Genomic DNA, 26,250 nt, shown 5'->3' with positions numbered 1-26,250 from the left:
GCCGTGCCGGGAACTTTCAGCGCGGTGAAAATCCGGCCGCGCGGTCGTTTCCCGCCCGCTCACCGGACGGCAACGCGCGGCGCCCCCGATCGACGTCCACCGGACGGCGACGCCCGTGTCCCTCAGGCGGGCAGCGCGTCGATCATGCGGAGCGCGTCGGCGGCGGCCGGCGAGAGGACCGGCCCGGTCAGCTCCGACCGGGATATCCAGCGCGCCTCGCTGGTGGAGCCGTCCCGCTCGGTGACGACGAGGGGCCCGGGCGCGAGCCGGGCGAGGTAGAAGAGGCCGACCAGGTGCCAGGTGGTGCCGAGGCGGCGCGCGGTGTAGCTGCGGGCCTCCAGCAGGCGGGCGTCGAGCAGTTCGAGGCCGGTCTCCTCGTGCAGCTCGCGGGCGAGGGCGTCGGCCGGCTGCTCGCCGGGGTCGATCCCGCCGCCCGGCAGGTGCCACCGGCCCGGCTCGAAGACCGGCGAGGCGTCGGAGAGGCGGGTGAGCAGCAGGCGTGCGCCGTCGCGGGCGATCGCGTAGGCCGACACCCGCGAGCGGACGGGCTCCTCCAGCACGGTGTTCCTCCGGGCGTTCCGGCGGTCGGGGGCAGGTGCGGGACGTCCTGGCCGGCGTGGGAGCGGCCCGGTCCCGGGGGCCATTGGATCACGCCGCGGCGCCGGGCGGTGGGAGGATGCGGGATCGCTGCCGGCGGGCGTCACCTGGCGCGGCCGCGCGGGCGGCGCGGACCGCCCTGGGTGCGCGGGTGGCGCCGCCCGCGCGCCCCGGTGCCGTGGGCGTGCGCGGCCGCCGCTCGCGCGCCGGTACCCCACTGCAGGTGCTGGGCCAGCGGCGGCTCGGTGGCCAGCACGGCCCCGGCGGTGATGGTGAAGGTGAGGCACACGCAGATCGCGATGAGCCAGGACAGCAGGGTGAAGACGGAGCCGAGCGGGCCGTAGGTGGCCAGGCTGCGGTTGAGGGCGAGCGGCAGGTAGATGCGGGCGGTGACCGAGAGCGCGGTCATGGCCGCGGAGGTGAGCACCGCGCCGGGCAGCAGCGGAAGCCACGGCACGCGCGCGCCGAGCAGCAGGTGCTGGCTCCACCACCAGACCGCGAGGTCGGCGAGGAAGATCAGCGGCACGCCCAGCCACGGCCCGGCCCCGAGGCCCTCGCGCAGCGGCCCCTGCAGGGCGAGGACCGCCACCCAGGCCACGATCCAGGTGAACCAGCGCCAGGCCGCCACCCGCGCGGAGGAGCGCGGGAGCAGCCAGGCGCGCTCGCACACTCGAGCCATCGCGCGGCTGGTGGAGGTCGCGGCGAGCAGGGCCACCACCGCGCCGATCGCCCCGACGGTCTGCCGGTCGGTCTCGGTGTCGGCGCCGTGCGTGTCGTACAGCCGCTGCAGCTGGTCCTGGGCGCTCCCGTTCAGGCCGAACAGGTCGTGCGCGGAGTCCAGGATGTGGGTGCGGACGGAGTCCGGGGCGATGGTGGCGGCCACGAACATGAACGGGACGGCGGTCAGGAAGATCTGCGCGGCCAGGCGGGTGGCCGCGTCCAGCAGGTTGACCGACAGCAGCCGGGCGGTGAGCTCGGTCAGTACCGGGAAGCGGCGCTCGGCCGTCCGGCGGACGGCGATCGCCCGGATCCGCCACGTGGCCCAGCGCCCGCGGCGGCGCCGGGACCGGGCGCCTCTGCGGTCCGGCCGGCCCGGAGGCGGGGCCACGGTGGCCATGGCTACCTCCGGCACGTGGGGGGCGTACTCCGGGAATTATCCGATGGATGCCGGTTTCACACCGTTCGGGCGGGGGCGGAGCGCCCAAGTCACTAAGCTATTCTTAGTGCCCTCGGGCGGACCGGCCCGGGGGCACACCGATGGGCGACGTGGGCACGCGGACGCGGCCACGCAGAAGGAGACGCGATGTCGAAGCTCGGGATCATTGTGGCGAGCACCAGGCCGGGACGGGTGGGCCTGCCGGTCGCCAAGTGGTTCGAGGGGGAGGCGCGGACGCACGGCGGCTTCGACGAGGTCGACCTGATCGACCTGGCCGAGGTCGCGCTGCCCTTCATGAACGAGCCGAACCACCCCCGATTCGGCCGCTACACCCACCAGCACACCCGCGACTGGAGCGCCCGCATCGCCGGCGTCGACGCGGTGGTGTTCGTGATGCCGGAGTACAACCACGGGTACAACGCCGAGCTGAAGAACGCGATCGACTACCTGCACAACGAGTGGCTCTACAAGCCGGTCGGCTTCGTCAGCTACGGCGGGGTGGCCGCGGGCACCCGCGCGCTGCAGGCGATCAAGCCGGTGGTGATCGCGGTGAAGCTGACGCCGGTCACCGAGGCGGTCAACATCCCCTTCGTCCAGCAGTTCCTCGACGAGGAGTCGCAGGTGCAGCCGAACGAGACGATGGTCGCCGCGGCGAAGGCGATGATGGACGAGCTGGTCAGGGTCGAGGAGACGCTCCGGCCGCTGCGGCCGGCTCTGGCAGAATCGTCGCAGGGCGTGTAACGAACGGCAGCACCACACCAGCGCCGCGGGCGGGCGCCCCGCCCGCGGCGCAGACGAGGGAGACGGGGTCCGCGATGGCGTCCCAGGAAGCGGCCGTGATCGAGATCCACCAGGTGTGCGAGCGGTTCCACGCCGCCATCGAGCTGATCGGCGGCCGCTGGACCGGCGCGATCCTGCGCGCCGTGTTCACCGGCCAGCACCGCTTCGCGCACATCCGGGCCGCCGTCCCCGGCCTCAGCGACACCATGCTCGCCCAGCGGCTGCGCACCCTGGAGGAGCACGCCGTGCTCGAACGCCGGGTCGGGCCGGCCGCTCCCGGCCAGATCGAGTACCACCTCACGGACAAGGGCCGGGAGTTGGAGCCGGTGCTCGAGGCGGTCATCGCCTGGTCGCACCGCTGGATCCCGCTGCCGCCGGACCCGTCGATCCTGTCGGACGAGCCGCAGAACCCGGCCGCTTCTGAGAGCCCGGCCGCCCCCGCGACGGCCGTCGCCCCGCCCGCCGCTCGCTGAGCGGGCGGCGCCCGCCCCCCCCGCCTCAGGAGAGCGACGCCAGGTCGACCGCGTCCGCGATGGCCTGCAACCCGGCCTCGTTCGGGTGCAGATGGTCGCCCGCGTCGTAGGACGGCAAGTAGTGGTCCGGGTCGGCCGGATCGCGGGTGGCCGCGTCCTGGTCGACGACGGCGTCGCAGCCGCTGCCCGCCCCGCGGACGCACGCGTTGACCGCGTCGCGGGCGTCCTCGCCGGCCTGTGACCAGCCGCCCGACCCCTCGAAAGGGGGTCAGCGTCGCGCACGGGAACGCGATGCCCGCCTGGCGGGCGCGGCCGATGAGTTGCTGGAGCGCGGCGATCAACCGGGCGCCGGTGGGCGGGTTCACCACGCCGACGTCGTTGATCGGGTCGTCGGAGAAGATCACCCCGCGCGCTCCGGGCCGGCCGAGCACGTCGCGGCCGAAGCGGTTGAGGGCGCTCTGCCCGGCGCCGTCGGTGAGCGGCTTGTTGCCGCTGATGCCCTGGTCGAGCACCCCGACCGTACGGCCGCTGTCCGACAGCCGCCGTGCCAGGTCGTTCGGCCGGCGCCGGTTGTCGTCCTGCGCCGAGGCCACCCCGTCCGTGATCGACGCGCCGAGCGTGACCACCGCGCCCGCGGCCGCGGCGTTCCGCACGTCCAGGTTGCTGAGGAACGCGCAACTGCCGTTCGTGGCGGCGTCGTTGAGGCTGCCGGCGGCGCTGACGTCGCCGCCCGTCCGGGGCCGCCGGCTGCCTCGATGCGACCGTTGGTGGCCTCCGTCACCACTTCGCCCGCACCCCGTCCCGTATCGCCGCATTTTGCTACGGTGGAGAGCACCCCGACGAGCGCGCCGTACCGGGACCCTGCAAAGACGGTGCACCCCCGTAGTCACCAACCCGCGGAGGTGCCGTCATGGCATGGGTCCTCATCGTTGTCGCCGGCCTGCTGGAAGTCGCCTGGTCGATCGGCATGAAGTACACCGACGGCTTCACCCGGCTCGCGCCGAGCCTGCTCACCGGGGCCGGCATCGTGGCAAGCATGCTGCTGCTCTCGCAGGCCGCGAAGACGCTGCCGATCGGTACCGCCTACGGCGTGTGGGTCGGCATCGGCGCGGCCGGCGCCGCGGTCGTCGGCATGCTCCTGCTCGGCGAGCCCGTCTCGGCCGCGCGGATCTTCTTCGTCTGCCTGCTGGTCGCCGCCGTGGTGGGTCTCAAGGCCACCGGCGGCCACTGACGTGCAGAATGGCGATGATCCGGAACGGCATCACCGCACGTCAAGGAGACGTCTATGTCCAAGCCGCCGCTGCCCGACGACGCCATCGCCCTGCTGAGGAAGGCCAACCCCGCCGTCATCACGACGCTGCGCCCGGACGGCCAGCCCGTCTCCACCGCCACCTGGTACCTGTGGGAGGACGACGGTCGGGTGCTGGTCAACATGGACGAGGGGCGCAAGCGGGTCGAGCACCTGCGGCACGACCCCCGGGTCACGCTCACCGTGCTGGACAAGGACGGCTGGTACACCCACATCAGCCTGGTCGGCCGGATCGCCGGACTCGTCCCGGACGAGGGGCTCGCCGACATCGACCGGCTCTCCCAGCAGTACGTCGGCAAGCCGTACGCGCGTCGCGAGCGCGCCCGGGTGAGCGCCTGGATCGAGGTCGAACGCTGGCACGGCTGGGGCGCGTTGAAGGACAACGACCAGGCGTGAGCGAAGGGCCCGCCACCCCGCCGCCCCCGGGTGGCGGGGTGCCGCAGCCCGGCTGCGCGCGGCCGTGGCCCGAGTTTTAGTTTATTAGTAATAATCGTTGACACGCTTCGGCGCTCCCCCGCACAGTCTTCGGCGTGGCGGGGCGTCCCCGAGTGCTCGGGCGGCGCGGTCCCCGCGACTTCGCGTATCCCCGACTCCTCGGAGACTCAAGTGACTTCGCATCACGCAGGGCTGGCACGCGTGCGGCGTGCGGCGCTGGCGGCGGGCGCCGCCGCGCTGCTCGCGGTGGCGGTACCGGGCGTCGCACGCGCCCAGGGCGCGCACGCCGGCGGCCCGTCGAGCGGCGCCGCGGCTGCCGCCGCCGCGTACGACAGCGGCCTCGCGCCGACGCCCTACATGGGCTGGAACACCTACTACGGCCTCGGCGCGCCCACCGAGGCGCAGGTCAAGAGCGTGGCCGACTACCTGGTCAGCAGCGGCCTGCGGGACAGCGGCTACGACATCGTGTGGCTGGACGGCGGCTGGCAGGCCGACAACCCGAGGGACGCGCAGGGCAACCTGACGGCGAACACGGACCGCTTCCCCGACGGCATCCCCTCGCTGGTGAGCTACCTGCACGCGCGGGGCCTGCGCGCCGGCATCTACACCGACGCGGGCGACTACGCCCCGGCGAGCTGCGGGCTGGGCAGCCGGGGGCACTACCAGCAGGACGCCGACCTCTTCGCGAGCTGGAAGATCGACGCCATCAAGGTCGACTTCCTGTGCGGCATCGGCGAGAAGCTCACCCCGGGCCCGGCGTTCAAGGACTTCAGCGACGCGGTGGCGAAGTCGGGCCGCAAGATGCTGCTGAACCTGTGCAACCCGCTCACCGACGACTGGGGCCTGCCGCACGACCCGGACCAGGACGCGCACAACACCTACGTCTACGGCCCGTCCACCGCCGACTCGTGGCGGACCGGCACCGACATCGCCTACGGCTCGCCGACCGCGGGCGAGTTCCCGAACGTGCTGCGGAACATGGACGCCAACGCCGCCCACCCCGAGGCACAGGGTCCCGGCCACTGGAACGACCCGGACTACCTGATCCCGATGCGCACCATGCCGGACGGGTCGTACGAGCTGAACCAGGAGGAGTCCACCACGCAACTGGTGATGTGGGCCGAGATGGCCTCGCCGCTGGTGATCGGCTCCGACCCGCGCACCCTGACCGCGTCGATGCTGGCCACCCTGGAGAACCCGGAGATCCTCGCGGTCGACCAGGACCCGCTGGGCATCCAGGGCGTGCGGATCGCCACCGACGCCACCGGCGACACCTACAGCAAGGTGCTCCAGGGGTCGGGCCGCCGCGCGGTGGTGCTGCTCAACCGCTCCGACCAGCCCGCGCAGCGCACCGTGGACTTCGCGCAAGCGGGGCTGGCCGGGAAGGTCGCCGTCCGCGACCTGCGCGCCCGGGCCGGCCGGGGGACGTACGCCGGCTCCTACACCGTCACCGTGCCCGCGCACGGCACCGCCTTCCTCGGCCTGACCGGCGCCGACGACGCGCCCGGCGTGACGCTCGGCCGCACCACGTCCGCCGTCGCCCCGGCGCTGGTGCGCGACGGCGACACGCTCACCGCGTTCACGCAGGGCAAGGGCGGCGGCCTGGAGGTGCAGACCGGCCGGGACGGGCAGTGGTCCGGGCACGCCGTGGACCTCGGCGGTCCGACCCGCGGCAGCTTCACCGGCCAGCCCGCGGCCTACGGCTCGGCCGGCGGCCGGATCGACGTGTTCGTGCGCGGCACCGACGGCCACGCGTACCTGCGGACGTACGACCACGGCCGGTGGGGGAGCTGGCAGGACCTCGGCGGCGCCCTCGCCGACGCGCCCACGGTGGCGTACGACGGTCCGGGCCGGTGGACGCTCTTCGCCACCGGGACCGACGGCACGGTCACCGGCCGCGGCGCCGGCACCGGCTGGACCTCGATCGGCGCCCCCGACGGCCTGGCCCTGACCGGCCGGCCCTCGGCGGTGACCGATGCGGCGGGCCGCACCCACGTGGCGGTGCGTACCGCGGACGACGCGGTGTGGACCCGGGTGCGGGACGCGGCCGGCACCTGGTCGGCGTGGTCGTCGCTGGGCGGCACGGTCAGCGGCAGCCCGACGCTGGTCGCCACCGGCGGCAGCGTCCAACTCCTCGTGCGGGCCTCGGACTACACGCTGTGGCAGCGGACGTACGACGCGGCCGGCGACGCCTGGGGTGGCTGGTTCAAGCAACCGGCTTACGCCAGCGGCGAGTTCGACGGGGCGATGGGCGCCGTCGCGGGATCGGACGGCAGCGTGCTGACGGTCTCCCGCGGGGTCGGCGGCGCGGTCCGGCAGAGTTCGCTCGGAACTCTTACTCAATAAATTACGAATTAATCTTGACGCCGTCGCGGTGTCCCGCCAGTCTGTACGAGCCGGACGAGAGCCCCGCCGCCAGGGGGCGGGGCACCGTGCGGCGTGGGCGCAAAAGGAGTCCCATGAACACCTCACCAACCAGCCGCCGCCGCTTCCTCGCCGGAGCAGGCGCGCTCGGCGCCGTCGGCGCCGCGTCGCTGATGACCGGTTGCGTGTCCTCCGGATCCTCCGGTGGCAGCACCAGCCAGTCCAAGGGCGGCACCGTCAGCCTCCAGTCGAACCTGTCCTCGCCGCAGGCCAAGTCGGCCATGGAGGACCTGGTGGCCGCGTTCGACAAGCGTGGCGGGGCCAAGGCGAGCCTGAACACCGTCGCCTCCGAGACCTTCCGCACGCAGCTCCCCACCTATCTCACCTCCGGCAACCCGCCGGACCTGATGACCTGGTACCCCGGTTCCGTCGCGGACGCGTACGCCGAGAAGGGCCTGCTGCTGGATGTCGACGACATCTGGACCCAGCCCGAACTGTCCGGCTACTCGGACGCGTTGAAGAAGCTGTGCACCGACTCCCAGGGCAAGAAGATCTTCGTGCCGGCCAGTTACTACTGGTGGGGCGTGTTCTACAAGAAGTCCAACTTCCGCAAGTGGGGCGTGACCGAGCCCAAGACCTGGGACGAGTTCCTGGCGCTGTGCGAGAAGCTGAAGTCCAAGGGCGTCGCCCCGATCGGGCTGGGCGCCGGCGCGGACACCGCCTGGGTGGCCTCGGCGTGGTTCGACTACCTGAACATCCGGATCAACGGCGCGGCCTACCACCGCGAACTGCTCGCCGGGAAGCACCGGTTCGACGACCCGCAGATCCACAAGGTCTTCGACACGTGGGCCGAGGCGCTGCCCTACTTCGACCCCAACGGCACCGCGCTGTCCTTCCAGGACGCCACCACCGCGATGCTCAACGACCGCACCGGCATGATGCTGATCGGCACCTTCTTCGCCGACGCGGCCCCCAAGGACCAGCTCGGCGACCTCGACTTCTTCCGGTTCCCGATCATCGACCCGAAGATGCCGCTGGTCGAGGAGGGCCCCACCGACGGCTACTTCGCCAGCGCGCACACCCACCACCAGGCCGAGGTCAAGGAGTTGATGCGCTACCTGGCGACCGCCGAGGCGCAGGAGATCTACCTCAAGGGCTCCTCGGGCACGTCGATCCCGACCAACCCCACGGCCAAGGACTCGGGCACGGCGCTGGTCAAGAAGGGCCGGGCGATGATCGAGAGCGCCGCGGACGTCACGCAGTTCTTCAACCGCGACTCCAGCGACGCCCTCCAGCCCACCGCCGACACCGCGTTGACGAAGTTCCTCGCCAAGCCGAAGCAGATCAACTCGATCCTCACCGACTGGCAGCGCGACGCCCAGAAGATCTGGAGCCAGTGACATGGCGTTGCTGACCGCGACCGGCAGCAGGAACGGAGGTGAGGGTTCGGACGCCGGCACCGGGCGGGGACGGGGCCTGGGCCGGCGGCTGGGCCGGCGGCGCGCGGCGACCGGTGTGCCCCCGGTGGTGCTCGCCTTCGTGCTGGTCCCGCTGCTCGCCGAGGGCTTCTGGGTGTTCTGGCCGGCGCTGCAGGGCTTCTGGCTCTCCCTCACCAAGTGGGACGGCGTGTCCCCGCCGCAGTTCATCGGCCTGGGCAACTACCGGGAGATGATCCACGACTCGGTGTTCCACACCGCGCTGCTGGACACCGTGCTGTGGCTCGCGCTGTTCGGCGGGCTGTCGGCGATCCTCGGCCTCGGCGCGGCGCTGCTGCTCCAGCAGGAGCGCCGCGGGGTCGGCTTCTACCGCGCCGCGCTCTTCCTGCCGGTGGTCTTCTCGCTCACCGCCACCGCGCTGGTGTGGCAGGCGATGTACCAACCGGACGGCCTGGTCGACAAGACCATGTCCGGCCTGGGCCTGGGCGGCCTCACCCACCCCTGGCTCGCCGACCAGGACACCGCGCTCTACGCCGTCATCGTGCCCGCGCTGTGGCGCCAGATCGGCTACGTCATGGTGCTCTACCTCGCCGGCCTCAAGGGCATCGACCCCGCCCTGTACGAGGCGGCGAAGGTCGACGGGGCCACCCGCTGGCAGCAGTTCCGGCACATCACGCTGCCGCAGCTCAGCAGCGTCAACGCGGTCGTGCTGTCGGTGATCATCATCGACTCGCTGCGCTCCTTCGACGTCGTGTGGGCCCTGACCCGCGGCGGCCCGTACCACTCCTCCGAACTGCTCAGCACCTACATGTACTCCACCTCCTTCCAGTCCCTGCGGCTCGGCTACGGGTCCGCGCTGGCCGTCGTCATCTTCGTGCTGGCCTTCGGCGTCATCGCGTCCTACCTGGTCCGGGCGTTCAAGGAGGCCGACTGATGGCACCGTCCACGGCGAACCCCGCCGCACCCGCCGCCTCGCGGTCCGCACGCCGGCGCAAGATGTGGGGCACTGTCGCCTTCCACGGCAGCGCCTCGCTGCTGTCCGTACTGTGGCTGGTGCCGATCGCGGTCGTCCTGATCACCGCCACCCGCTCCTTCGACGACATCGCCGCCCACGGGCTGGGCAGCATGCCGCACACCTTCACGCTCGGCGGCTTCCGCTCGGCGTGGACCGACGGCGGACAGCAACAGGCCCTGATCAACAGCCTGCTGGTCACCATCCCCACGGTGCTGCTCTCGCTGCTGCTCGCCTCCATGGCCGCCTTCGCGCTCAGCCGCTACGCCGTCCCCTTCCGCCGCGCGCTGCTGCTGCTCATGCTCAGCGGCAACCTGCTGCCCCCGCAGATCCTGCTGATCCCGGTCTCCAAGCTCAGCGAGAAACTCGGCGTGTACGACTCGCTGTACGCCCTGATCGGCGTCCAGGTCGGATTCGGCGTCGGTTTCTACGTGTTCGTGCTGCACGGCTTCATGCGGTCCATCCCGGCCGAGATCCAGCAGGCGGCCGTCATCGACGGCGCCGGGCCCTGGCAGATCTACACCCGGATCATCCTGCCGCTGGCCCGGCCCGCGCTGGCCGCGCTGACCGCGCTGTCCTTCACCTGGATCTTCAACGACCTGCTGTGGTCGATCACGGTGCTGCGCAGCGACAGCAAGATGCCGATCACCGCCTCCCTGCTGGGACTCCAGGGCCAGTACGTCTCCCAGTGGAACGTCATCGCGGCCGGATCGGTGATCGCCGCGGCCCCGACCGTGATCGTCTTCCTGCGCTTCCAGCGGCACTTCGTCGCCGGACTCAACCTCGGAGCCGTCAAGTGACCCGGCCCCCCGCGCGGCCCGCCACGGGCCGCGCGCCGAGCCCGGCACCCGGCAGTAGCTGGCTGCTGCGCACCGAGCGCACCGTGTACGCGGTACGGCTCGAAGCCGGCGGACAGTGGGCCGAACTGGCCGCGTGGGGCCCGCACGGCACCGAGACCGGGCCGTCCGCGCTGGACTGGTCGCGCCGCACCCACTTCCTGACCCCCGCCGACGCCGCGCCGGCCGAGTACATCCCGTCGGGTCTGCGCCCGTTCACCGGCGCCGACCTCACGGTGCGCCGCCCGGACGGCGAGCGCGGCACCTGGTGGACGTGCACCGGCGCCGAGCAGGACGGAGAGCGCTCGCTGCGGCTGGAGTTCACCGACGAGCGGACCGGGCTGCGCGCCACACTCTGCTACGACACGGTGCCCGGCACCGATGTGGTGCTGCGCCGCACCGAACTCGCCAACGACGGCGACGAGGTGCTGCACCTGGAGGACCTGGACTCCGCCGCCGTCAACGTGCCGGTACAGGGCGGCGCCCGGCTCACCTACCTGGCCGGGCAGTGGTCGCAGGAGTTCACCCGCCACCAACTCGACCTGGTGCGCGGCCGGTTCGCGATCGGCTCGATCCAGGGCGTGCCCGGCCACGCCTACGCGCCCTGGCTCGCCGTGCAGGACGCCGCGCACCCCGACAGCGCCGACACCCCCACCTACGGTGTCGCCCTGGCCTGGCCCGGCAACTGGCACATCACCGCCGACGCCGAACCCGGCGGCGCGGTGCGGGTCAGGGCCGGACGGGTGCCCCACGAGGGCGCCGTCGCCCTGCGGCCCGGGGCGACCCTCACCACCCCGGTGCTCGCCTGCGCGTTCAGCGCCGGAGGACTCGACGGCCTCGGCGCGGAGTGGCACCGCTACGAGCGCCACCTCGCCGGGGAGCGGCTGCACCGCCCCCGCAAGGTGCTCTACAACTCCTGGTACGCCACGGAGTTCGACGTGGAGGCGACCGGACAGCTCGAACTCGCCGCCATCGCTGCCGAGATGGGCGTCGAGCTGTTCGTGGTCGACGACGGCTGGTTCACCGGCCGCAAGGACGAGAAGGGCGGGCTGGGCGACTGGCAGCCCGACCCGGCGGCCTTCCCGGGCGGCACGGACGGCGCCGCCGGGCTGGACGCGCTCATCGCCCGGGTCCGCGAGCTCGGCATGGACTTCGGCCTGTGGGTCGAACCCGAGGCGATCAGCCCCGCCGCGCAGCTCTACGCCGACCACCCCGACTGGGTGTACCGGATCGACGGCCGCCCGGCCACGCTCGTCCGCGAGCAGCTCCTCCTCGACCTCGGCCGCGCCGACGTCCAGGAGTTCGTGATCGCCACCCTCGACCGGCTCTTGACCGCCCACGACATCCGCTACCTGAAGTGGGACATGAACCGGCCGCCCACCGAGCGCGGCCGCCCCGGCGCGATCCCGCCCGGCGAACTGGACCTGGACGCCGCCCACGTGGCCGGCTACCTGCGGGTCCTGGACCACCTGCGCGCGCGCCACCCGCACGTCACCGTCGAGGGCTGCGCGGGCGGCGGCGCCCGGATCGAGCACGCCACCCTGGCACGCACCGATGTCGTCTGGCCCAGCGACAACACCGCGCCGCTGGACCGGCTCGCCGTCCAGTACGGGTACCTGCACGCCCACGCGCCGCACACCATGAGCTCCTGGGTCACCGACGAGCCCGGCGTGTTCGACCCCCGGCCGCGCTCGCTCGCCTTCCGCTTCGTGCTCGCCGCCGCGGGCGTCCTCGGCATCGGCGCCGACATCCGCGGCTGGAGCGCCGAGCAGCGCGCCGAGGCCGCCGGATGGGTGGCCCGCTACAAGGACGTGCGCGACGTCGTGCACCACGGCCGGGCCCGGCTGATCGGCGGACCGGACGACGCGACCTGCGCGGTGCAGTACGACGCGCCCGACGGCCGCCGCGTGGTCGTCGCCGCCTGGAGCACCGGACGGCTCGACGGCGCCCCGCTGACCCCAGGCCGCCCCGCGCGGGTCCGGCTGCGCGGCCTGGACCCGGCCGCCCGCTACACCGACCACGACACCGGCACCGTCTACAGCGGCGCCCACCTGCTGCACTCCGGGCTGCCCCTGGGCTGGAGCGCCGGCCACGACGCGGAACTGGTGGTCCTGACCATGCAATGACCGCTTCCGCCGACCGGACGTCACTAAAGTCGCCAAGGTCGCCGCACACCACCCGCGGCGGCCTTCAGGCCCGCACCACGAGGAGTCGATCCACCCCATGGACGCACCAACCCCCCGCTTCGCCGGCCAGGTGGCCGTCGTCACCGGGGCCGCCTCCGGAATAGGCGCCGCCACCGCGCGCCGGCTCGCCGCCGAGGGCGCCGCCGTGGTCCTCGCCGACATCGCGGAGGAGGCCGGCCTGGCCGTCGCCGCCGGGATACGCGAGCAGGGCGGAAGAGCCGCGTTCACCACTGCCGACGTCTCCTCCCCCGAGGCGTGGCAGCGGGTGCTCGACCGGGCCCACGGCTTCGGCCCGGTCGGCGTGCTCGTCTCCAACGCGTTCATCGTCGACGTCGCCCCCGCCCACGAGACGACCCTCGCCTCCTGGGAGCGGCAGCTCGCGGTCAACCTCACCGGCGGCTTCCTCGGCTTCACCACCCTCCTGCCCGACCTGCGCGAGCAGCGCGGCGCGGTGGTGCTCACCTCCTCCGTGCACGCCCGCATGGGCATCCCCGGCCACCCCGCCTACGCCGCGGCCAAGGGCGCGCTGCTGTCGCTGTGCGGGCAACTCGCCGTCGAGTACGGCCCCGAGGTGCGGGTCAACACGGTCCTGCCGGGGCCGATCCTCACCGCGGCCTGGGACCGCGTCCCCCCGGAGGACCGCGAGCGCAGCGTCGCCGAGACCGCCGCCCGCCGCTTCGGCCGCCCCGAGGAGGTGGCCGCCGCGATCGCGTTCCTCGCCGCCGGGGAGGCCTCGTACATCACCGGCTCCAGCCTGGTCGTCGACGGCGGCTGGAGCGTCGTCAAGGCATCCGCGTGACCGCCGAGCGACCCGAACCGACCTTGCAGAAAGGCAGAGACACATGACGCCATACGCGCGCCGCGGAGTGCACGGCCAGACCGTGGAGACTCTCGCGCGCCGGGTGCTCAGCGGCGAGATCCCGGAGGGCTCGACACTCGACCTCCCCGCGTTGCAGAGCGAGTTGGACGTCAGCCTGACCGCGCTGCGCGAGTCGCTGAAGGTGCTCGCCGCCAAGGGCATGGTCGACGCGCGGCAGAAGCGCGGCACGTTCGTGCGCGCCCGCGCCGACTGGAACCTGCTCGACGCCGATGTGCTGCGCTGGCAGTTCGCCGGGGGCACCACGAACGGCACCGACAGCGGGCTGCTGCGCAACCTCGGCGAGGTCCGCGCCATCATCGAGCCCGCCGCGGTCCGCCTCGCGGCCCTGCGCCGCACCGCCGACGACCTCACCGCCCTGGACGCGGCGCTGCGCGCGATGGGCGAGCGCGGCGCCGGACCCGCGCACGCCGTGGAGGCCGACCTCGCCTTCCACCGCGCCCTGCTCGCCGCCACCCACAACGAACTGCTCGAACGCATGGAGATGGTGATCGAGTCCGGCCTCGCGCACCGCGACGAGATCGTGCACTCCTCACCGCACGGCGAGGACCCCGTGCCCAGCCACCGCGCCGTCCTCGACGCGGTCCGCGACCAGGACGCGGACGCCGCCGAGCACGCCATGCGCGCGCTGCTGGAGCAGGCCGTCCGCGACCTGGACCTGGTGCACGGCTCGGGCGGCACCGAGCAGGCACCGCAGCAAGCGCCGCAGCCCGTACCGCAGTCCGCGCCCGAGTCCGCACCGCAGCCCGCACCGGCGGGAACGCTGCCGGCCACCGCGCCGGGACCGCAGCCCGTTTCGGAGGACAACCAGTGAAGATCGTCCGCGTCGAGACCTTTCTCGTCCCGCCTCGCTGGCTGTTCTGCCGGATCGAGACCGACGAGGGCCTGGTCGGCTGGGGCGAGCCCGTCGTGGAGGGCCGCGCGGAAGTCGTGCGGGCCGCCGTGGAGGTGCTCGCCGAGCAGCTGATCGGGCAGGACCCGCTGCGCATCCAGGACCACTGGCAGGTGCTCACCAAGGGCGGCTTCTACCGGGGCGGCCCGGTGCTGTCCAGCGCGGTGGCCGGACTCGACCACGCGCTGTGGGACATCGCCGGGAAGGCCTACGGCGCGCCCGTGCACGCCCTGCTGGGCGGCGCCGTACGCGACACGGTGCGCGTCTACGCCTGGATCGGCGGGGACGAGCCCGCCCGCCTCACCGAGCAGGTCACCGCGCAGATCGAGGCGGGCTTCACCGCGGTGAAGATGAACGGCGCCGGCCGCACCGACCCGATCCCCAGCGCGGCGGCCACCGCCGCCGCGGTGGAGCGGGTGGCCGCGGTGCGCGAGGTGCTCGGCCCGGACCGTGACGTCGCCGTCGACTTCCACGGCCGTTTCACGCCGGCCGGCGCCCGTCGGGTGCTGCACGAACTCGCCCCGCTGCACCCGCTGTTCGTGGAGGAGCCGCTGCTGCCCGAACTCGGGCACCTGCTCGCACCGCTCGCCGCCGCCACGTCCGTGCCGCTGGCCACCGGCGAACGCCTCTACGGGCGGGCGGAGTTCCTGCCGGTGCTCAGCGCGGGGATAGCGGTCGCCCAGCCCGACCTGTCGCACGCCGGCGGCATCACCGAGGTGGTCCGGATCGCCGCGCTCGCCGAGACCTTCGGCGCCCAACTCGCCCCGCACTGCCCGCTCGGCCCGATCTCGCTCGCCGCCAGCCTCCAAGTGGCTTTCTGCACGCCGAACTTCCTCATCCAGGAGCAGAGCCTCGGCATCCACTACAACAAGGAGGCCGACCTGCTGTCCTACCTGGTCGACACCGAGCCCTTCCGGTTCGTCGACGGCCACGCGCACCGCACCACCCTGCCGGGCCTGGGCATCGACGTCGACGAGGCAGCGGTCCGCGCCGCCGACCGGTCCGGCCACGCCTGGCGCAACCCGGTGTGGCGGCACGCCGACGGCTCCTTCGCGGAGTGGTGAGCCGGGTGCCCGCCGACGTCACCGTCCGCACCGACCCCGCGCACGGCGGCCGCTGGACCTCGCTGCGGACCGGCGCCCGGGAATGGCTCTGGCACCGCGACGAGCCGCGCCGCCCGGGCGTCGTGCCCGGCGACGCCTTCGCCGACGCGGGCGGCCTGGAGGAGTGCGTCCCCACGGTGCGCGGCACCCCCGACCACGGCGCGGCGTGGACCCGGCGGTGGACGGACGACGGCGACGGCACGCACACGGTGCACTGCCCCGGCTTCGCGCTCACGCGGCGCATCCGGCATCAGCCCGGCCGCGCGGTCGCCGACTACCGGCTCACCGCCGCGCCCGGCCTCCGCTTCCTGTGGGCGGCCCACGCCCTCCTCGACGTCTCCCCGGCCGCGCGCCTCGACCTGCCGCCCGCCACCCCGGCGCGGTTCTACGCGGACGGCGGCGCCGCCTGGACGCCCTTCGCGTGGCCCCGTGCGGCGGGCGCGGGGGGCGGCGCGCCGGCCCGTACCGGCCCGGCCGCGGACGACCCGGGGCCCGCCGCGGACGACCTCGGCGCGGACCGCGCCGGCTCCCCGAACGTCCCGGGTGGTGCCTCCGCCCGGGACATCCCCTTCGACCGGCTCGGCCCGGACGACGGCACCGCGGCCGGGGCGATCGCCCTCACCCCGGGGGCGGCGGTGCACGACGGCGCCGACACCCTGCGCTTCGCCCTCGAAGCGGACGACGGCCAGCCGGTGTCCGTCGCCGTCTGGCGCAACCTGCGCGGTTTTCCCGAGGACGCGCCCTACCGCTCGATCGGGGTGGAGCCGATGCTCGGGCGCGTCTTCGACCTCGCGGCGGCCGGCGAGGGCGATGCCGCGGTCGTCCCGGCCGGCGGCGAGGTCCGCTGGCGCCTCACCGTCACCGCGGTCTGACGGCGCCGCGGCAGACCCCGGGACCCGTTCACCCGCCCGTACCGCCCCTCCCGAAAGGAACCCGCACGTGGACCTGCTCGCCGCGCTGCACACCCACCGCCTGGTCGCCATCGTGCGCGGCGACGACCCGGGCGCCGCGCTCCGCTCGGTGCTGGCCCTCGCCGAGGAGGGCGTGCCGCTGATCGAGGTCTCGCTCAGCGGGAAGGGCGCCCTGGAGGTGATCGCGGACGCCCGCGCCGCGCTCGGCCCCGACGCGCCGCTCGGCGCGGGCACGGTCCTGACGGCGGACGACGCGCGCGCCGCGCACCGCGCCGGAGCGGACTTCGCGGTCACCCCGGGCCTGGGCGCGGGCGCGAGCACCGCGCGGGAGCTGGGCCTGCCGGTCCTGGCCGGGGTGATGACGCCGACGGACATCATCGCTGCGCAGGCGATGGGCGCCGAGGCGTTCAAGATCTTCCCCGCCGCCCAGGCCGGCGGCCCCGAGTACGTCCGCGCGCTGCGCGGCCCCTTCCCGGCCGCTCCCTTCGTGCCGGTCGGGGGAGTGGACGCCGAGGCGGCCCGCGCCTACCTGGCGGCCGGCGCCATCGCGGTCGGGGTCGGCAGCCCGCTGCTCGGTGACGCGCCGTCCGGCGGCTCCATAGCCGACCTGCGCGCCCGCGCGGCGGTGTTCCGCGCGGCGGTCGCGTCGTGAGCGACGGCGCGCCCGGCGACGCCGCCGGGTCCGGCCGGGACCGGGGCGAGGACGGCGCGTCGTGGTCGCGCGGCCGGGACGGGCGGGGCCTGGTGCGCGGCGGCGGACCCGTCGTGTGCGTCGGGGAGACGATGGCGGCGTTCGTGCCGGCGGCCGGTGAAGGGCTCGCCGCGGCCGACAGCGTCCGGGTGGCGGTCGCGGGGGCGGAGTCGAACACGGCCACGTACCTCGCCGAGCTCGGGGTGCCCGCGCGGTGGGTGTCCGCGGTGGGCGCCGACCCGCTGGGCACCAGGGTCCTGGCGCAGGTCGCGGCGTGCGGCGTCGACGTGGCGGGGGTGCGGACCGACCCGGCGCGGCCGACCGGCCTGATGGTGAAGGACCCGGGGCCGGAGGGCACCCGGGTGCACTACTACCGGCGCGGCTCCGCCGCCTCGGCCCTCGGCCCGGGCGTGCTCGCCGAGCCGGCGGTGCGGGACGCGGCGCTGCTGCACCTGACCGGGATCACCCCGGCCCTGTCGGAGACCTGCCGCGCGCTGGTCCGGCAGGCGCTGGACGGCCCGTGGCCGGTGAGCTTCGACGTCAACTTCCGGCCCGCGCTGTGGGAGGGCGGCGCCGGGGGCGAGGCCCCCGAGGTGCTGCGCGACCTCGCCGACCGCGCGGACCTGGTGCTGGTCGGCCTGGACGAGGCGCAGGCGCTGTGGGGTCCGCGGATCGCCGCGCCCGCCGACCTGCGCGCACTGCTGCCCGGGCCACGGCTGCTCGTGGTCAAGGACGGCCCGCGCGCGGCCACGGCGTACGACGGGAAGCAGGCGTGCACGGTGCCGGCCCGGGCCGTCGACGTGGTCGAACCCGTCGGCGCGGGCGACGCCTTCGCGGCCGGATTCCTCGCCGGGCTCCACCGCGGCGAGCCGCTGGCCCGGGCGTTGCGGCTCGGGCACCTCACCGCCGGCGCGGCGCTCGCGGTGACCTCCGACCACGGCCCGCTGCCGCCGCCGGACCGGATGGCCGCACTCCTCGACGCGCCGGACATGCTGTGGCGCGGCGCCCCCGCGTCGGGCTGAGGAGGACCGGGCCGCGACCGGGCGCCGGGGCCGTTCCGGCGCCCGGTTCCGTCCCCCGCTCGTCGCCGTCCCCCTACCGCACCTTCACACGCCCGTCTCGCTGAGTACGCCGACCGATGGTCTCCTGGTGACGTGGACCACATCACCTTTCTTGTGGCAATGGTCATCGTCACGGCGCTGGCCTTCGACTTCACCAACGGCTTCCACGACACCGCGAACGCCATGGCGACGTCGATCGCCACGGGCGCCCTCCGCCCGAAGGTCGCGGTGCTCATCAGCGGGGTGCTCAATCTCGTCGGCGCGTTCATATCGACCGAGGTCGCCAAGACGATCTCCGGCGGCATCGTCAACGACAACCTCGTCACCCCCGGCATGATCTTCGCCGGGCTGGTCGGGGCGATCATGTGGAACCTCATGACCTGGTTGCTGGGCCTGCCGTCCAGCTCGTCGCACGCGCTGTTCGGCGGGTTGATCGGGGCGGTCTGGGTCGGCGCGGGGCGCAACGGGGTGAACTTCGACGAGGTGGTCGAGAAGATCCTCATCCCGGCGGTCGCCTCGCCGCTCGTGGCGGGACTGGCGGCGCTGGTCGCGACCTACTTCGCGTACCGGATCACCCGGCGGACACCGGCCGACACCGTGTCCAAGGGGTTCCGGTTCGGGCAGATCGCCTCCGCCTCGCTGGTGTCGCTGGCACACGGCACCAACGACGCGCAGAAGACCATGGGCGTCATCACGCTCGCCCTGATCTCCTGCGGCGCCCTCGACGCGGGCTCGGGCCCGCCGGTGTGGGTGATCCTCACCGCGGGGCTGTCCATCGCCGCGGGGACGTACATCGGCGGCTGGCGGATCATCCGCACCATGGGCAAGGGCATCGTGGACATCGAGTCGCCGCAGGGCTTCGCCGCGGAGTCCGCGTCGACCGCGGTGATCCTGACCTCCGCCAACCTCGGCTTCGCGCTGTCCACCACGCAGGTCTGCTCCGGCGGCATCCTCGGCGCGGGGGTCGGCCGCAAGCTCGCCGAGGTGCGCTGGGGCACCGCGGGCCAGATGGCGCTGGCCTGGCTGGTGACGCTGCCGGCGGCCGCGGCGGTCGGCGCGGTGGCGGCGAGCGCGGTGGTGCACGGCGGCACCCTCGGCACCGTGCTGATCGCGCTGGCAGCCGTGGTCGTGGCGGGCGTGATCGTGCTGCTGGCCCGGCGCAACCCCGTCGACGCCAAGAACGTCAACGACGCCCGCACCACGGCCGTCCGCCCCGCCGCGAAGGCTCCGGTCGGCGTGTGAACGGGGCACGGCGCACGGCGGGCGGGACCGAACGGGACACGGACAGGAGGACACGGGCATGCACGTGAAATGGAGTTCGCTGGGGGAGGTCGCCGTGGTGAGCTTCGGTGCCACCGTCGGCGTGGTGATCGTGTTCGCGATCGGCGTGTGGGCGCTCTCCGCCCGCGACCAGCACCGCGCCTCGGGCGGCGCGGGCACCGTCGAGGCGGTGGGTGCCGGGGCCTGCTTCCTGCTCTGCGCGTGCGCGGTGCTCTACGGGCTGTACCTGATCATCCCGCAGTTCCACTAGAGCAGTGCCGGGTGCCGTGAACCGGTGAACCCTTGCCGGGCCACGGCACTGGCCGATCGGCGGCGTACGGAGCACGGTAGCGCTCAGGCCCGCGGGGGCGGGGCGGCGGACGGAAGGACGGACGGCACGGTGCAGCACTCGATCTCCGGCACGGACCAGCTGCTCGAGGGTCTGACGGTCGACTACAGCGACCAGGACGATCCGGTGCTCATCCGCCCTGACGGCACCACCGTCGACACCTGGCGGGAGAACTACCCGTACGACCGGCGGATGGAGCGGCCGGAGTACGAGCGGCACAAGCGGCTCCAGCAGATCGAGCTGCTCAAGCTCCAGCGCTGGGTGAAGGAGACGGGGCAGCGCGTCGTCATCGTCTTCGAGGGCCGTGACGCCGCCGGCAAGGGCGGCACCATCAAGCGCTTCATCGAGCACCTCAACCCGCGCGGCGCCCGGGTGGTCGCCCTGGAGAAGCCCTCCGAGCGCGAGAGCGGCCAGTGGTACTTCCAGCGGTACGTCGCGCACCTGCCGACGGCGGGCGAGATCGTGCTGTTCGACCGCTCCTGGTACAACCGGGCGGGCGTGGAGCGGGTGATGGGGTTCTGCACCGACGACGAGTACCACCGCTTCATGCGGCAGGCGCCCGGGTTCGAGCGGATGCTGGTGGACGACGGCGTCCACCTGGTGAAGTTCTGGTTCTCGGTGTCCCGCAACGAGCAGCGCACCCGGTTCACCATCCGTCAGGTCGACCCGGTGCGGCAGTGGAAGCTCAGCCCGATGGACCTGGCCTCCCTGGACCGCTGGGACCGGTACACCGCCGCGAAGGTCGCGATGTTCCACGCGACGGACACCGCGCACGCCCCGTGGACGGTGGTGAAGAGCAACGACAAGAAGCGGGCCCGGGTGGAGGCGATGCGCAGCGTGCTGGCCCGCTTCCCGTACACCGACCGCGACGACGAGGTGGTCGGTGAGCCGGACCCGCTGATCGTCGGTGCCGCCGCGAACCTGCTGGAGGCGGGCGAGGACGCCGCGGCCCGCTCGCTGTTGCGGCCCTGAGCGGGCTCCTGAGCGGGGCCCCGCTGGAGCCCTGAGCGGGCGGCTTTTGGGAAAGGCGGGAATGAAGCGGCGAAAGTGCTGTCATGCACACGCTGTATCTTCCGCGGTATCTCGCATTTCGGAACGCCCATGTGATGTTGAGTTTGTGTTTCGCGGACCTCCCCGCGGCCGATTCAACTGCCAAGTAACCCCTCGTCATGGCCGGTTGGCCCGGATTCCGGGCAGATTTTCGGCGACCGGGAATTCATCCCCGCGGAACTCCGGGGAAACACGGGCGTGAGCGCGAAGCGAGCCGGATAAAAGGCTCTGACCTGCCCTTCCGTCCGTCATTCGGTGCGTCTTACAGTCTCCTCGCGTGTTGCCATCCCCCCGCGTTCCGCTTTTTCCTTCACCATGCCGAGGACAGGAAAGCTGTCGATGCCAGCAGAACGTGCCGTCTCCCCTTCCCACGCCCCAACTCCCGTCCCCGCACCGGCCCGTGCGGGAATCAGCCGCCGGGCCGTGCTCGGCGGGGCCGCCGCCGTGACCGGAACGGTCGCGGTGTCCGCCGCGGTCGCGTCGCCGGCCGTCGCCGCCTCCGCCACCGCCTCCGCCACCGCCACCGCCTCCGCCGATCTGCTCAAGGCCCTGCCCGCCCTCTCCTCCGTCAAGAAGCGCCCCCGGCTGGTCGACTACGAGGTGGTCGAGCTGGCCGCGCTGATGCGCGGCGGGGTCGTGACGTCGGTTCAGGTCACGAAGGCGTACCTGGACCGGATCGACCGGTTCAACGGACCCTTCGAGACCTACGGCGACAACGGCCTCTACAACGCGTTCGTCCGGATCGACCGGGACGGCGCGCTCGCCCAGGCGGCCGCCGCCGACGCCCGGTTCGCCAAGGCCCGGCACACCCACGAGGACCTCCCGGCGCTGCTCGGCATCCCGTTCGGCGTCAAGGACTCGGTGGCCGTCAAGGGGCTGGAGGCCAAGGACGGCAGCCACGCCTTCGACGGGAACACGGCGCTGCGCGACGCCACGGTGGTGCTGCGGCTGCGCGAGGCGGGCGCGGTGATCCTCGGGCACACCATCGCCTCGGCGTTCTCCGGCTCCATCACCGGCACCTTCGCCGGCAACGCGTGGAACAAGGCGTACGTCCCCGGCGGGTCCAGCCAGGGATCCGGCGTCGCGCCGGTCGCCCGGCTGGCCGCGGCGTGCATCGGCGAGGAGACCGGCGGCTCCATCATGATGCCGTCGGCCGCCAACGGCGCCAGCGGCATCAAGCCGTCCCTCGGCACCAGTTCGGTCGCCGGGCTGATGCCGCTGTCGCCGGGGTACGACGTGCTGGGCCCGATCGCCCGCTCGGTGCGGGACGCCTCGCTGATCCTGTCGGTCATCCACGGCCCTGACCCGGCGAACGACCCGCTGACGCTCGCCGCGCCCGACCCGTTCCCCGCCATGCCGCTCACCGCGCGCAAGGGCCGCCGGCCGCTGGCGGGCACCACCATCGGCATCCCGCAGTCCGACTGGATGCGCACCAGCGGCGGCATCCAGACCGGTACCTCGCCGCAGGACACCTACGACGCCGACCACCTGGCCGCGTTCACCCGGCTCAAGCAGCAACTCACCTCGCTGGGCGCGACGGTGAAGGAGTTCCCGGGCCTCGACGTGACCGTGCCCGCCAACGACCCCTACTTCTCCAGCACCGACGTGCTCGCCACCGTCGACGGCTCCCCGGTCTCGCCGTCCTCCGCGGTGCTCAGCCCCAACCGGTACGAGATCCGCTACTGGGACGCGGTCAAGGAGTTCGCCGCCACCCGCCCGGCCGACCAGGCCGCGGCGCTGCTGGCGCAGTACGGCCGCAAGGGCCCGAACGACACCGTGTCGTCCTTCGACTCGGCGACCCGGTTCGCCGGGCTGGTGCCCGCCTCCGCCCGTGTCGAGGGCGAGCTGCGCCGGCGCACCCTCCAGGCCAACTACCAGGCGGCGCTGGACGCGGCGGGCGTCGACTTCATGCTGGTCCTCTCGCTCGGCGCGCAGATCGGGCTACGCACTGGCGGCGGGTTCCCGGTTTACCGGGCGTACTACCAGCTGCCCAACGCCCTGACCTGGCCGATGGTCTCCTTCCCGGTCGGCTACGACAGCACCGTGGGCCTGCCGATCGCCGCGCAGTTCTGGGGCCCGCGGTTCAGCGAGCCGCAGATCGTCCAGGCGGCCCTCGACTACCAGGAGCACTACCCGGAGTACCACAACGCGGCCCCGGCCGACCCGGTGTCCACCACGGCGAAGATCGCCCCGCGCGTGCTGCGGGCCGAACCGGCCACCCCGCCCGAGCTGTCCAACGACCCGCTGGTCGCCGAGGAGGCGCTGCGATGAGCTTCCTGACCGTCGGGTGGGGACCGGTGATCAACGCCGGACTGCCCCCGCAGCACCCGGGCGACGGCACCACCCCCATCGCCACCGTGGGCTGGCTGCCCAAACTCGGCACCGCCTTCTACCCCTACCCCGATGACGACCCCGACGGAGACGAGGCCGCGCAGAAGTGAGCAGACACCTCCCGCTGCGGGCGCTGCGGCGCCCGCTCACCGCGATATCCGCCGGACTCCTCGCACTCGGCGCGTCCACCACCGTCGCCGCCCTGCCGGCCGCGGCGGCGGCGCCCTCACCGGGCCCGGCCGTCGTCGCCTCCGGCGACGGCTGGAAGGTCACCCGGGCCGCCGCCGGCTACGTCGTCTCGCTCACCCTCGCCGGCGCGCTGCCGGTCAAGGACGACGCGCCCGAACTGCTCGCCGACGGCACCGATCTCGGCCCGGCCGCGGAGTCCGCGGACGGCCGCACCCTGACCGCCACCACCACCGCCCCCGCGGTGGCCACCGCCCGTTCGATCGGCTGGCAGTGGTCGACCGGCGGGAACAGCACCGCCACCGGCCCCACCGCCCTGCCCTCCGCCGCCGCCCAGCTCAAGGCGCAGCAGAAGACCCTGGACAGCGCCCGGGCCGGCGGGAAGACCGCCCCGGTCAGCCCCGGCGGCACCGGCACCACCTCCGCCGACCCGACCACCGTGGGCACCGGCGGCTACACCGTCGCCGACTACGACTTCGGCGCCCAGTCGATCCCGCTCGCCGACATCGGCGGCATCCGCGGCGAGCTCGAAGGGCGGATCTACCTGCCGACCGACCACCGCCCGCACCCGCTGGTGGTCTTCCTGCACGGCCGGCACAGCTCCTGCTACAACACCACCACGCTCAAGGGCGCCAGCGGCTGGCCCTGCCCGGCCGGCACCGCCCCCATCCTCAGCTACGCCGGGTACGACGGCGCCGGCGACGCGCTGGCGGCCGACGGCTACACCGTCGTGTCGATCTCCGCGAACGCCATCAACGCCAACGACAACCAGCTCTCGCCCGACGACGGCGCGGTCTCGCGCGGCCAGCTCGTCCTGGACACCCTGACCATGCTCAAGTCGGTCAACAGCGGGCACCCGGTGAGCTACCACGACGCGGCGACCGGCAACGACGTGACGCTCGACCAGGCGCTGGCCGCCGGCCGCTCCACCTACCCCGACGGCACCCTGACCGCCCACCAGCTGGTGGGCACGATGGACTTCGGCAGCATCGGCCTGATGGGCCACTCCCGCGGCGGCGAGGGCGTCGTCACCGCCGGCACCCTCAACGAGGCGCTGCCGCACCCGTGGAACATCAAGTCCGTGTTCGCGCTGGCGCCGATCGACTTCACCCGCGCCACCCTGCCGGACGTCATCACCACCACCCTGCTGCCGTACTGCGACGGCGACGTCTCCGACCAGCAGGGCCAGCACTTCTACGCCGACTCGCGCGACGGCACCTTCTCCGACGACGTGGGCCGCTCGGACGTGTGGGTGATGGGCACCGACCACGACTTCTACAACTCCTCGTGGACACCGCCCTATCCCGGCGCCTCCGACGACTGGTCCAAGGCCGACGACCCGGTCTGCGGCACCAGCGCCACCGCGCTCGCCTCCGGGCAGAACATCCGGCTGACCGCCGCCCAGCAGTACCAGGTCGGATCGGCGTACATCGCCGGGTTCTTCGAGTCCACGCTCGGCGGGCAGGCCCGTTTCCAGGGCCTGTTCGACGGCTCCGGCCAGGAACCGCCGTCCGTCGCCGGCTACGCCGACGTGCGCACGGTCGCGCAGCAGCCGCAGTCCGCCCGCACCGACATCACCACCTTCAAGACCGCCTCCCCGCTGGTGACGGCCACCGGTGACACCACCGCCACGGTCTGCGCCGACAAGTACGGCCGCACCGTCCCGGAGGCGCTGCCCGACTGCACCCTGCCCGGCAGCACCCTCACCAACCAGCAGGTGCCGTACTGGACACCCGCCAACTACGCCCCGAACGTGCCGCTCAACCCGATGACGCACCTGACCTGGACCGGCACCGGCGGCGGCGTGACGGTCGCGGTCCCGCCCGGCGAGCGGAACGTCTCGCGCTACGACGAGATGACCGTCGACATGTCACCCGACGAGAGCGTCACCACCGGCACGGACCTGGACATCACCGTCACCGACACCGCCGGCCACCACTGGAGTGCCCCGGCCTCCACCCTCAACAAGTGGGGCGTGGACCGGATGCCGTCCAGCACCTCCACCCTCCTCGGCAAGATCGTGCTCCAGCAGGTCCACGTGCCGACCGCGACCCTGAAGAAGGCCGGCGTCGACACCGGCCGGCTCGCGTCGGTCCGCTTCACCCCGGCGGTCGGCGCGGACGGCAGCGCGGCCGGCGGCGCCTACCTGTCGGACCTCGGCTTCGACAGCAAGACCCTCGGCACGCCGCAGGTCAGGACCCGGCCCACCGTCAACGTGGCGTCCACCGCGGTCGAGGAGGGATCGGGACCGGCCACGGACCACGTGGCGGTGTACCTGTCGCGGCCGAGCGGCACCCCGGTCAGCGCGTACCTCACCGTGCTGGGCTCGGCCACCGGCACCGTCGCCCCGGCCATGCAGCAGGTCGTCTTCCCGCCGGGCACCACCTGCCGGGCCGTGCCCGTCCCGGTGACCGGTGACTCGGTCGCCGGAGCGGCCGCCACCACGGCCTACAAGGTCGCGGTCTCCGACTCCTCCGACGCCGTCCTCGGCAGCCACGACTTCGGCACCGTCACCGTCCGCGAGGACGACGGCGTCACCGGCACCGCGACACCCGCGCCGCCGGTCGGTGCCCAGGGCGACGTCTGCGGCGAGTTCCACGCCCTGTCCGGTCCCGCGCGGCTGGCCCTCAGCGACGCGACCGCGTCCGCCGGGCAGTCCGTCACGGCCACCGGCACCGGCTACCGCGCCGGTGAGAGCGTCGTGTTCACCCTGGGTGGCGCTCCGCTGGGCAGCGCCGTCGCCGACGGCTCCGGACGGGTCCGCCTGGCGTTCACCGTCCCGGCCGGGGAGGCCACCGGCAGCGTGACGGTCGGCTCGCTCGCCGCGGGCTCCGGCCGTACCGGCACCGCGACCCTGCACGTCGTGCCCGGCAATCCGGGAGGCCACCACTGACCTGCCCGGGGTGAACGTGCAAGCCCCGTAGAGTGCCCTGTTCCCGCGGCGCCGTGCGCGCC

The 26,250-nt window shown here is 73.6% G+C and carries 23 protein-coding genes and 1 riboswitch; of the genes, 21 read left to right on the top strand and 2 right to left on the bottom strand.

Annotated elements, in window-relative coordinates; translation table 11 throughout:
- Positions 1-122: 122 nt before the first annotated feature.
- Both C4U44_RS27020 and C4U44_RS27015 read right to left on the bottom strand, forming a co-directional pair.
- Positions 123-560, bottom strand: coding sequence for an NUDIX hydrolase (locus tag C4U44_RS27020; RefSeq protein ID WP_322973680.1), 438 nt, complete (start codon positions 558-560; stop codon positions 123-125).
- Positions 561-700: 140 nt separating this feature from the next.
- Complete coding sequence (locus C4U44_RS27015; protein WP_103888632.1) at positions 701-1,714, bottom strand: YhjD/YihY/BrkB family envelope integrity protein; 1,014 nt, start codon at positions 1,712-1,714, stop codon at positions 701-703.
- A gap of 186 nt (positions 1,715-1,900) precedes the next feature.
- Between C4U44_RS27015 and C4U44_RS27010 the strand changes: the two genes are divergently transcribed.
- From C4U44_RS27010 to C4U44_RS43290, 21 genes are all read left to right on the top strand, one after another.
- The gene (locus tag C4U44_RS27010; RefSeq protein ID WP_103888631.1) at positions 1,901-2,494 is read left to right on the top strand and encodes an NADPH-dependent FMN reductase; all 594 of its coding nucleotides are present in this window, start codon (positions 1,901-1,903) and stop codon (positions 2,492-2,494) included.
- Between the two features lie 74 nt (positions 2,495-2,568).
- Entirely contained in the window at positions 2,569-3,006 is a 438-nt protein-coding gene (locus C4U44_RS27005; RefSeq protein WP_200823418.1) for a winged helix-turn-helix transcriptional regulator, read from the top strand.
- 813 nt (positions 3,007-3,819) lie between these two features.
- A riboswitch (guanidine-III (ykkC-III) riboswitch) is annotated at positions 3,820-3,885 on the top strand.
- Between the two features lie 31 nt (positions 3,886-3,916).
- Positions 3,917-4,237: a DMT family transporter gene (locus tag C4U44_RS27000; RefSeq protein WP_103888630.1), complete on the top strand. Its 321-nt coding sequence runs from the start codon at positions 3,917-3,919 to the stop codon at positions 4,235-4,237.
- A 54-nt stretch (positions 4,238-4,291) separates the two neighbouring features.
- Entirely contained in the window at positions 4,292-4,711 is a 420-nt protein-coding gene (locus tag C4U44_RS26995; RefSeq protein WP_103888629.1) for a PPOX class F420-dependent oxidoreductase, read from the top strand.
- A gap of 210 nt (positions 4,712-4,921) precedes the next feature.
- Positions 4,922-7,096, top strand: a complete 2,175-nt coding sequence (locus C4U44_RS26990) for a glycoside hydrolase family 27 protein (protein ID WP_235032371.1) — start codon at positions 4,922-4,924, stop codon at positions 7,094-7,096.
- Positions 7,097-7,209: 113 nt separating this feature from the next.
- Positions 7,210-8,514 carry an ABC transporter substrate-binding protein gene (locus tag C4U44_RS26985; protein WP_103888628.1) on the top strand — a complete coding sequence of 435 codons (1,305 nt, stop codon included), beginning with the start codon at positions 7,210-7,212 and terminating at the stop codon, positions 8,512-8,514.
- 1 nt (position 8,515) lies between these two features.
- Entirely contained in the window at positions 8,516-9,484 is a 969-nt protein-coding gene (locus tag C4U44_RS26980; protein ID WP_103888627.1) for a carbohydrate ABC transporter permease, read from the top strand.
- Entirely contained in the window at positions 9,484-10,362 is an 879-nt protein-coding gene (locus C4U44_RS26975; RefSeq protein ID WP_103888626.1) for a carbohydrate ABC transporter permease, read from the top strand. Before C4U44_RS26980 ends, C4U44_RS26975 begins: the two co-directional genes overlap by 1 nt.
- An 83-nt stretch (positions 10,363-10,445) precedes the next feature.
- Positions 10,446-12,524, top strand: coding sequence for an alpha-galactosidase (locus tag C4U44_RS26970; RefSeq protein ID WP_235032382.1), 2,079 nt, complete (start codon positions 10,446-10,448; stop codon positions 12,522-12,524).
- 97 nt (positions 12,525-12,621) lie between these two features.
- Positions 12,622-13,383: an SDR family NAD(P)-dependent oxidoreductase gene (locus C4U44_RS26965; protein WP_103888624.1), complete on the top strand. Its 762-nt coding sequence runs from the start codon at positions 12,622-12,624 to the stop codon at positions 13,381-13,383.
- Positions 13,384-13,426: 43 nt separating this feature from the next.
- Entirely contained in the window at positions 13,427-14,275 is an 849-nt protein-coding gene (locus C4U44_RS26960; RefSeq protein ID WP_103888623.1) for a FadR/GntR family transcriptional regulator, read from the top strand.
- A complete protein-coding gene (gene dgoD, locus C4U44_RS26955; RefSeq protein WP_103888622.1) occupies positions 14,272-15,417 on the top strand; it encodes a galactonate dehydratase in 1,146 nt (381 codons plus the stop codon). Before C4U44_RS26960 ends, dgoD begins: the two co-directional genes overlap by 4 nt.
- 5 nt (positions 15,418-15,422) lie before the next feature.
- Entirely contained in the window at positions 15,423-16,328 is a 906-nt protein-coding gene (locus tag C4U44_RS26950; RefSeq protein WP_103888707.1) for a hypothetical protein, read from the top strand.
- A gap of 67 nt (positions 16,329-16,395) precedes the next feature.
- On the top strand, positions 16,396-17,019 hold the full coding sequence (locus tag C4U44_RS26945; RefSeq protein WP_103888621.1) for a bifunctional 4-hydroxy-2-oxoglutarate aldolase/2-dehydro-3-deoxy-phosphogluconate aldolase: 624 nt from the start codon (positions 16,396-16,398) through the stop codon (positions 17,017-17,019).
- A 131-nt stretch (positions 17,020-17,150) separates the two neighbouring features.
- Positions 17,151-18,080 carry a sugar kinase gene (locus C4U44_RS26940; RefSeq protein ID WP_103888706.1) on the top strand — a complete coding sequence of 310 codons (930 nt, stop codon included), beginning with the start codon at positions 17,151-17,153 and terminating at the stop codon, positions 18,078-18,080.
- A 132-nt stretch (positions 18,081-18,212) separates the two neighbouring features.
- Positions 18,213-19,361, top strand: coding sequence for an inorganic phosphate transporter (locus C4U44_RS26935; RefSeq protein ID WP_103888620.1), 1,149 nt, complete (start codon positions 18,213-18,215; stop codon positions 19,359-19,361).
- Positions 19,362-19,419: 58 nt separating this feature from the next.
- Positions 19,420-19,650, top strand: a complete 231-nt coding sequence (locus tag C4U44_RS26930; RefSeq protein WP_103888619.1) for a hypothetical protein — start codon at positions 19,420-19,422, stop codon at positions 19,648-19,650.
- Between the two features lie 129 nt (positions 19,651-19,779).
- Entirely contained in the window at positions 19,780-20,700 is a 921-nt protein-coding gene (ppk2, locus tag C4U44_RS26925) for a polyphosphate kinase 2 (protein WP_407642892.1), read from the top strand.
- 417 nt (positions 20,701-21,117) lie between these two features.
- Positions 21,118-23,049 (top strand): amidase, encoded by a 1,932-nt coding sequence (locus C4U44_RS26920; RefSeq protein ID WP_200823417.1) that lies wholly within the window; start codon positions 21,118-21,120, stop codon positions 23,047-23,049.
- Entirely contained in the window at positions 23,046-23,219 is a 174-nt protein-coding gene (locus C4U44_RS41635) for a hypothetical protein (protein WP_160145105.1), read from the top strand. Before C4U44_RS26920 ends, C4U44_RS41635 begins: the two co-directional genes overlap by 4 nt.
- Positions 23,216-26,188: an alpha/beta hydrolase family protein gene (locus tag C4U44_RS43290; RefSeq protein WP_103888617.1), complete on the top strand. Its 2,973-nt coding sequence runs from the start codon at positions 23,216-23,218 to the stop codon at positions 26,186-26,188. Before C4U44_RS41635 ends, C4U44_RS43290 begins: the two co-directional genes overlap by 4 nt.
- Positions 26,189-26,250 lie beyond the last annotated feature (62 nt).

This window comes from Actinacidiphila yanglinensis, from assembly GCF_900107965.1.
GTDB lineage: Bacteria > Actinomycetota > Actinomycetes > Streptomycetales > Streptomycetaceae > Actinacidiphila > Actinacidiphila yanglinensis.
The sequence above is the reverse complement of the archived record's forward strand: the minus strand, read 5'-3'. Positions and strand labels throughout refer to the sequence as shown.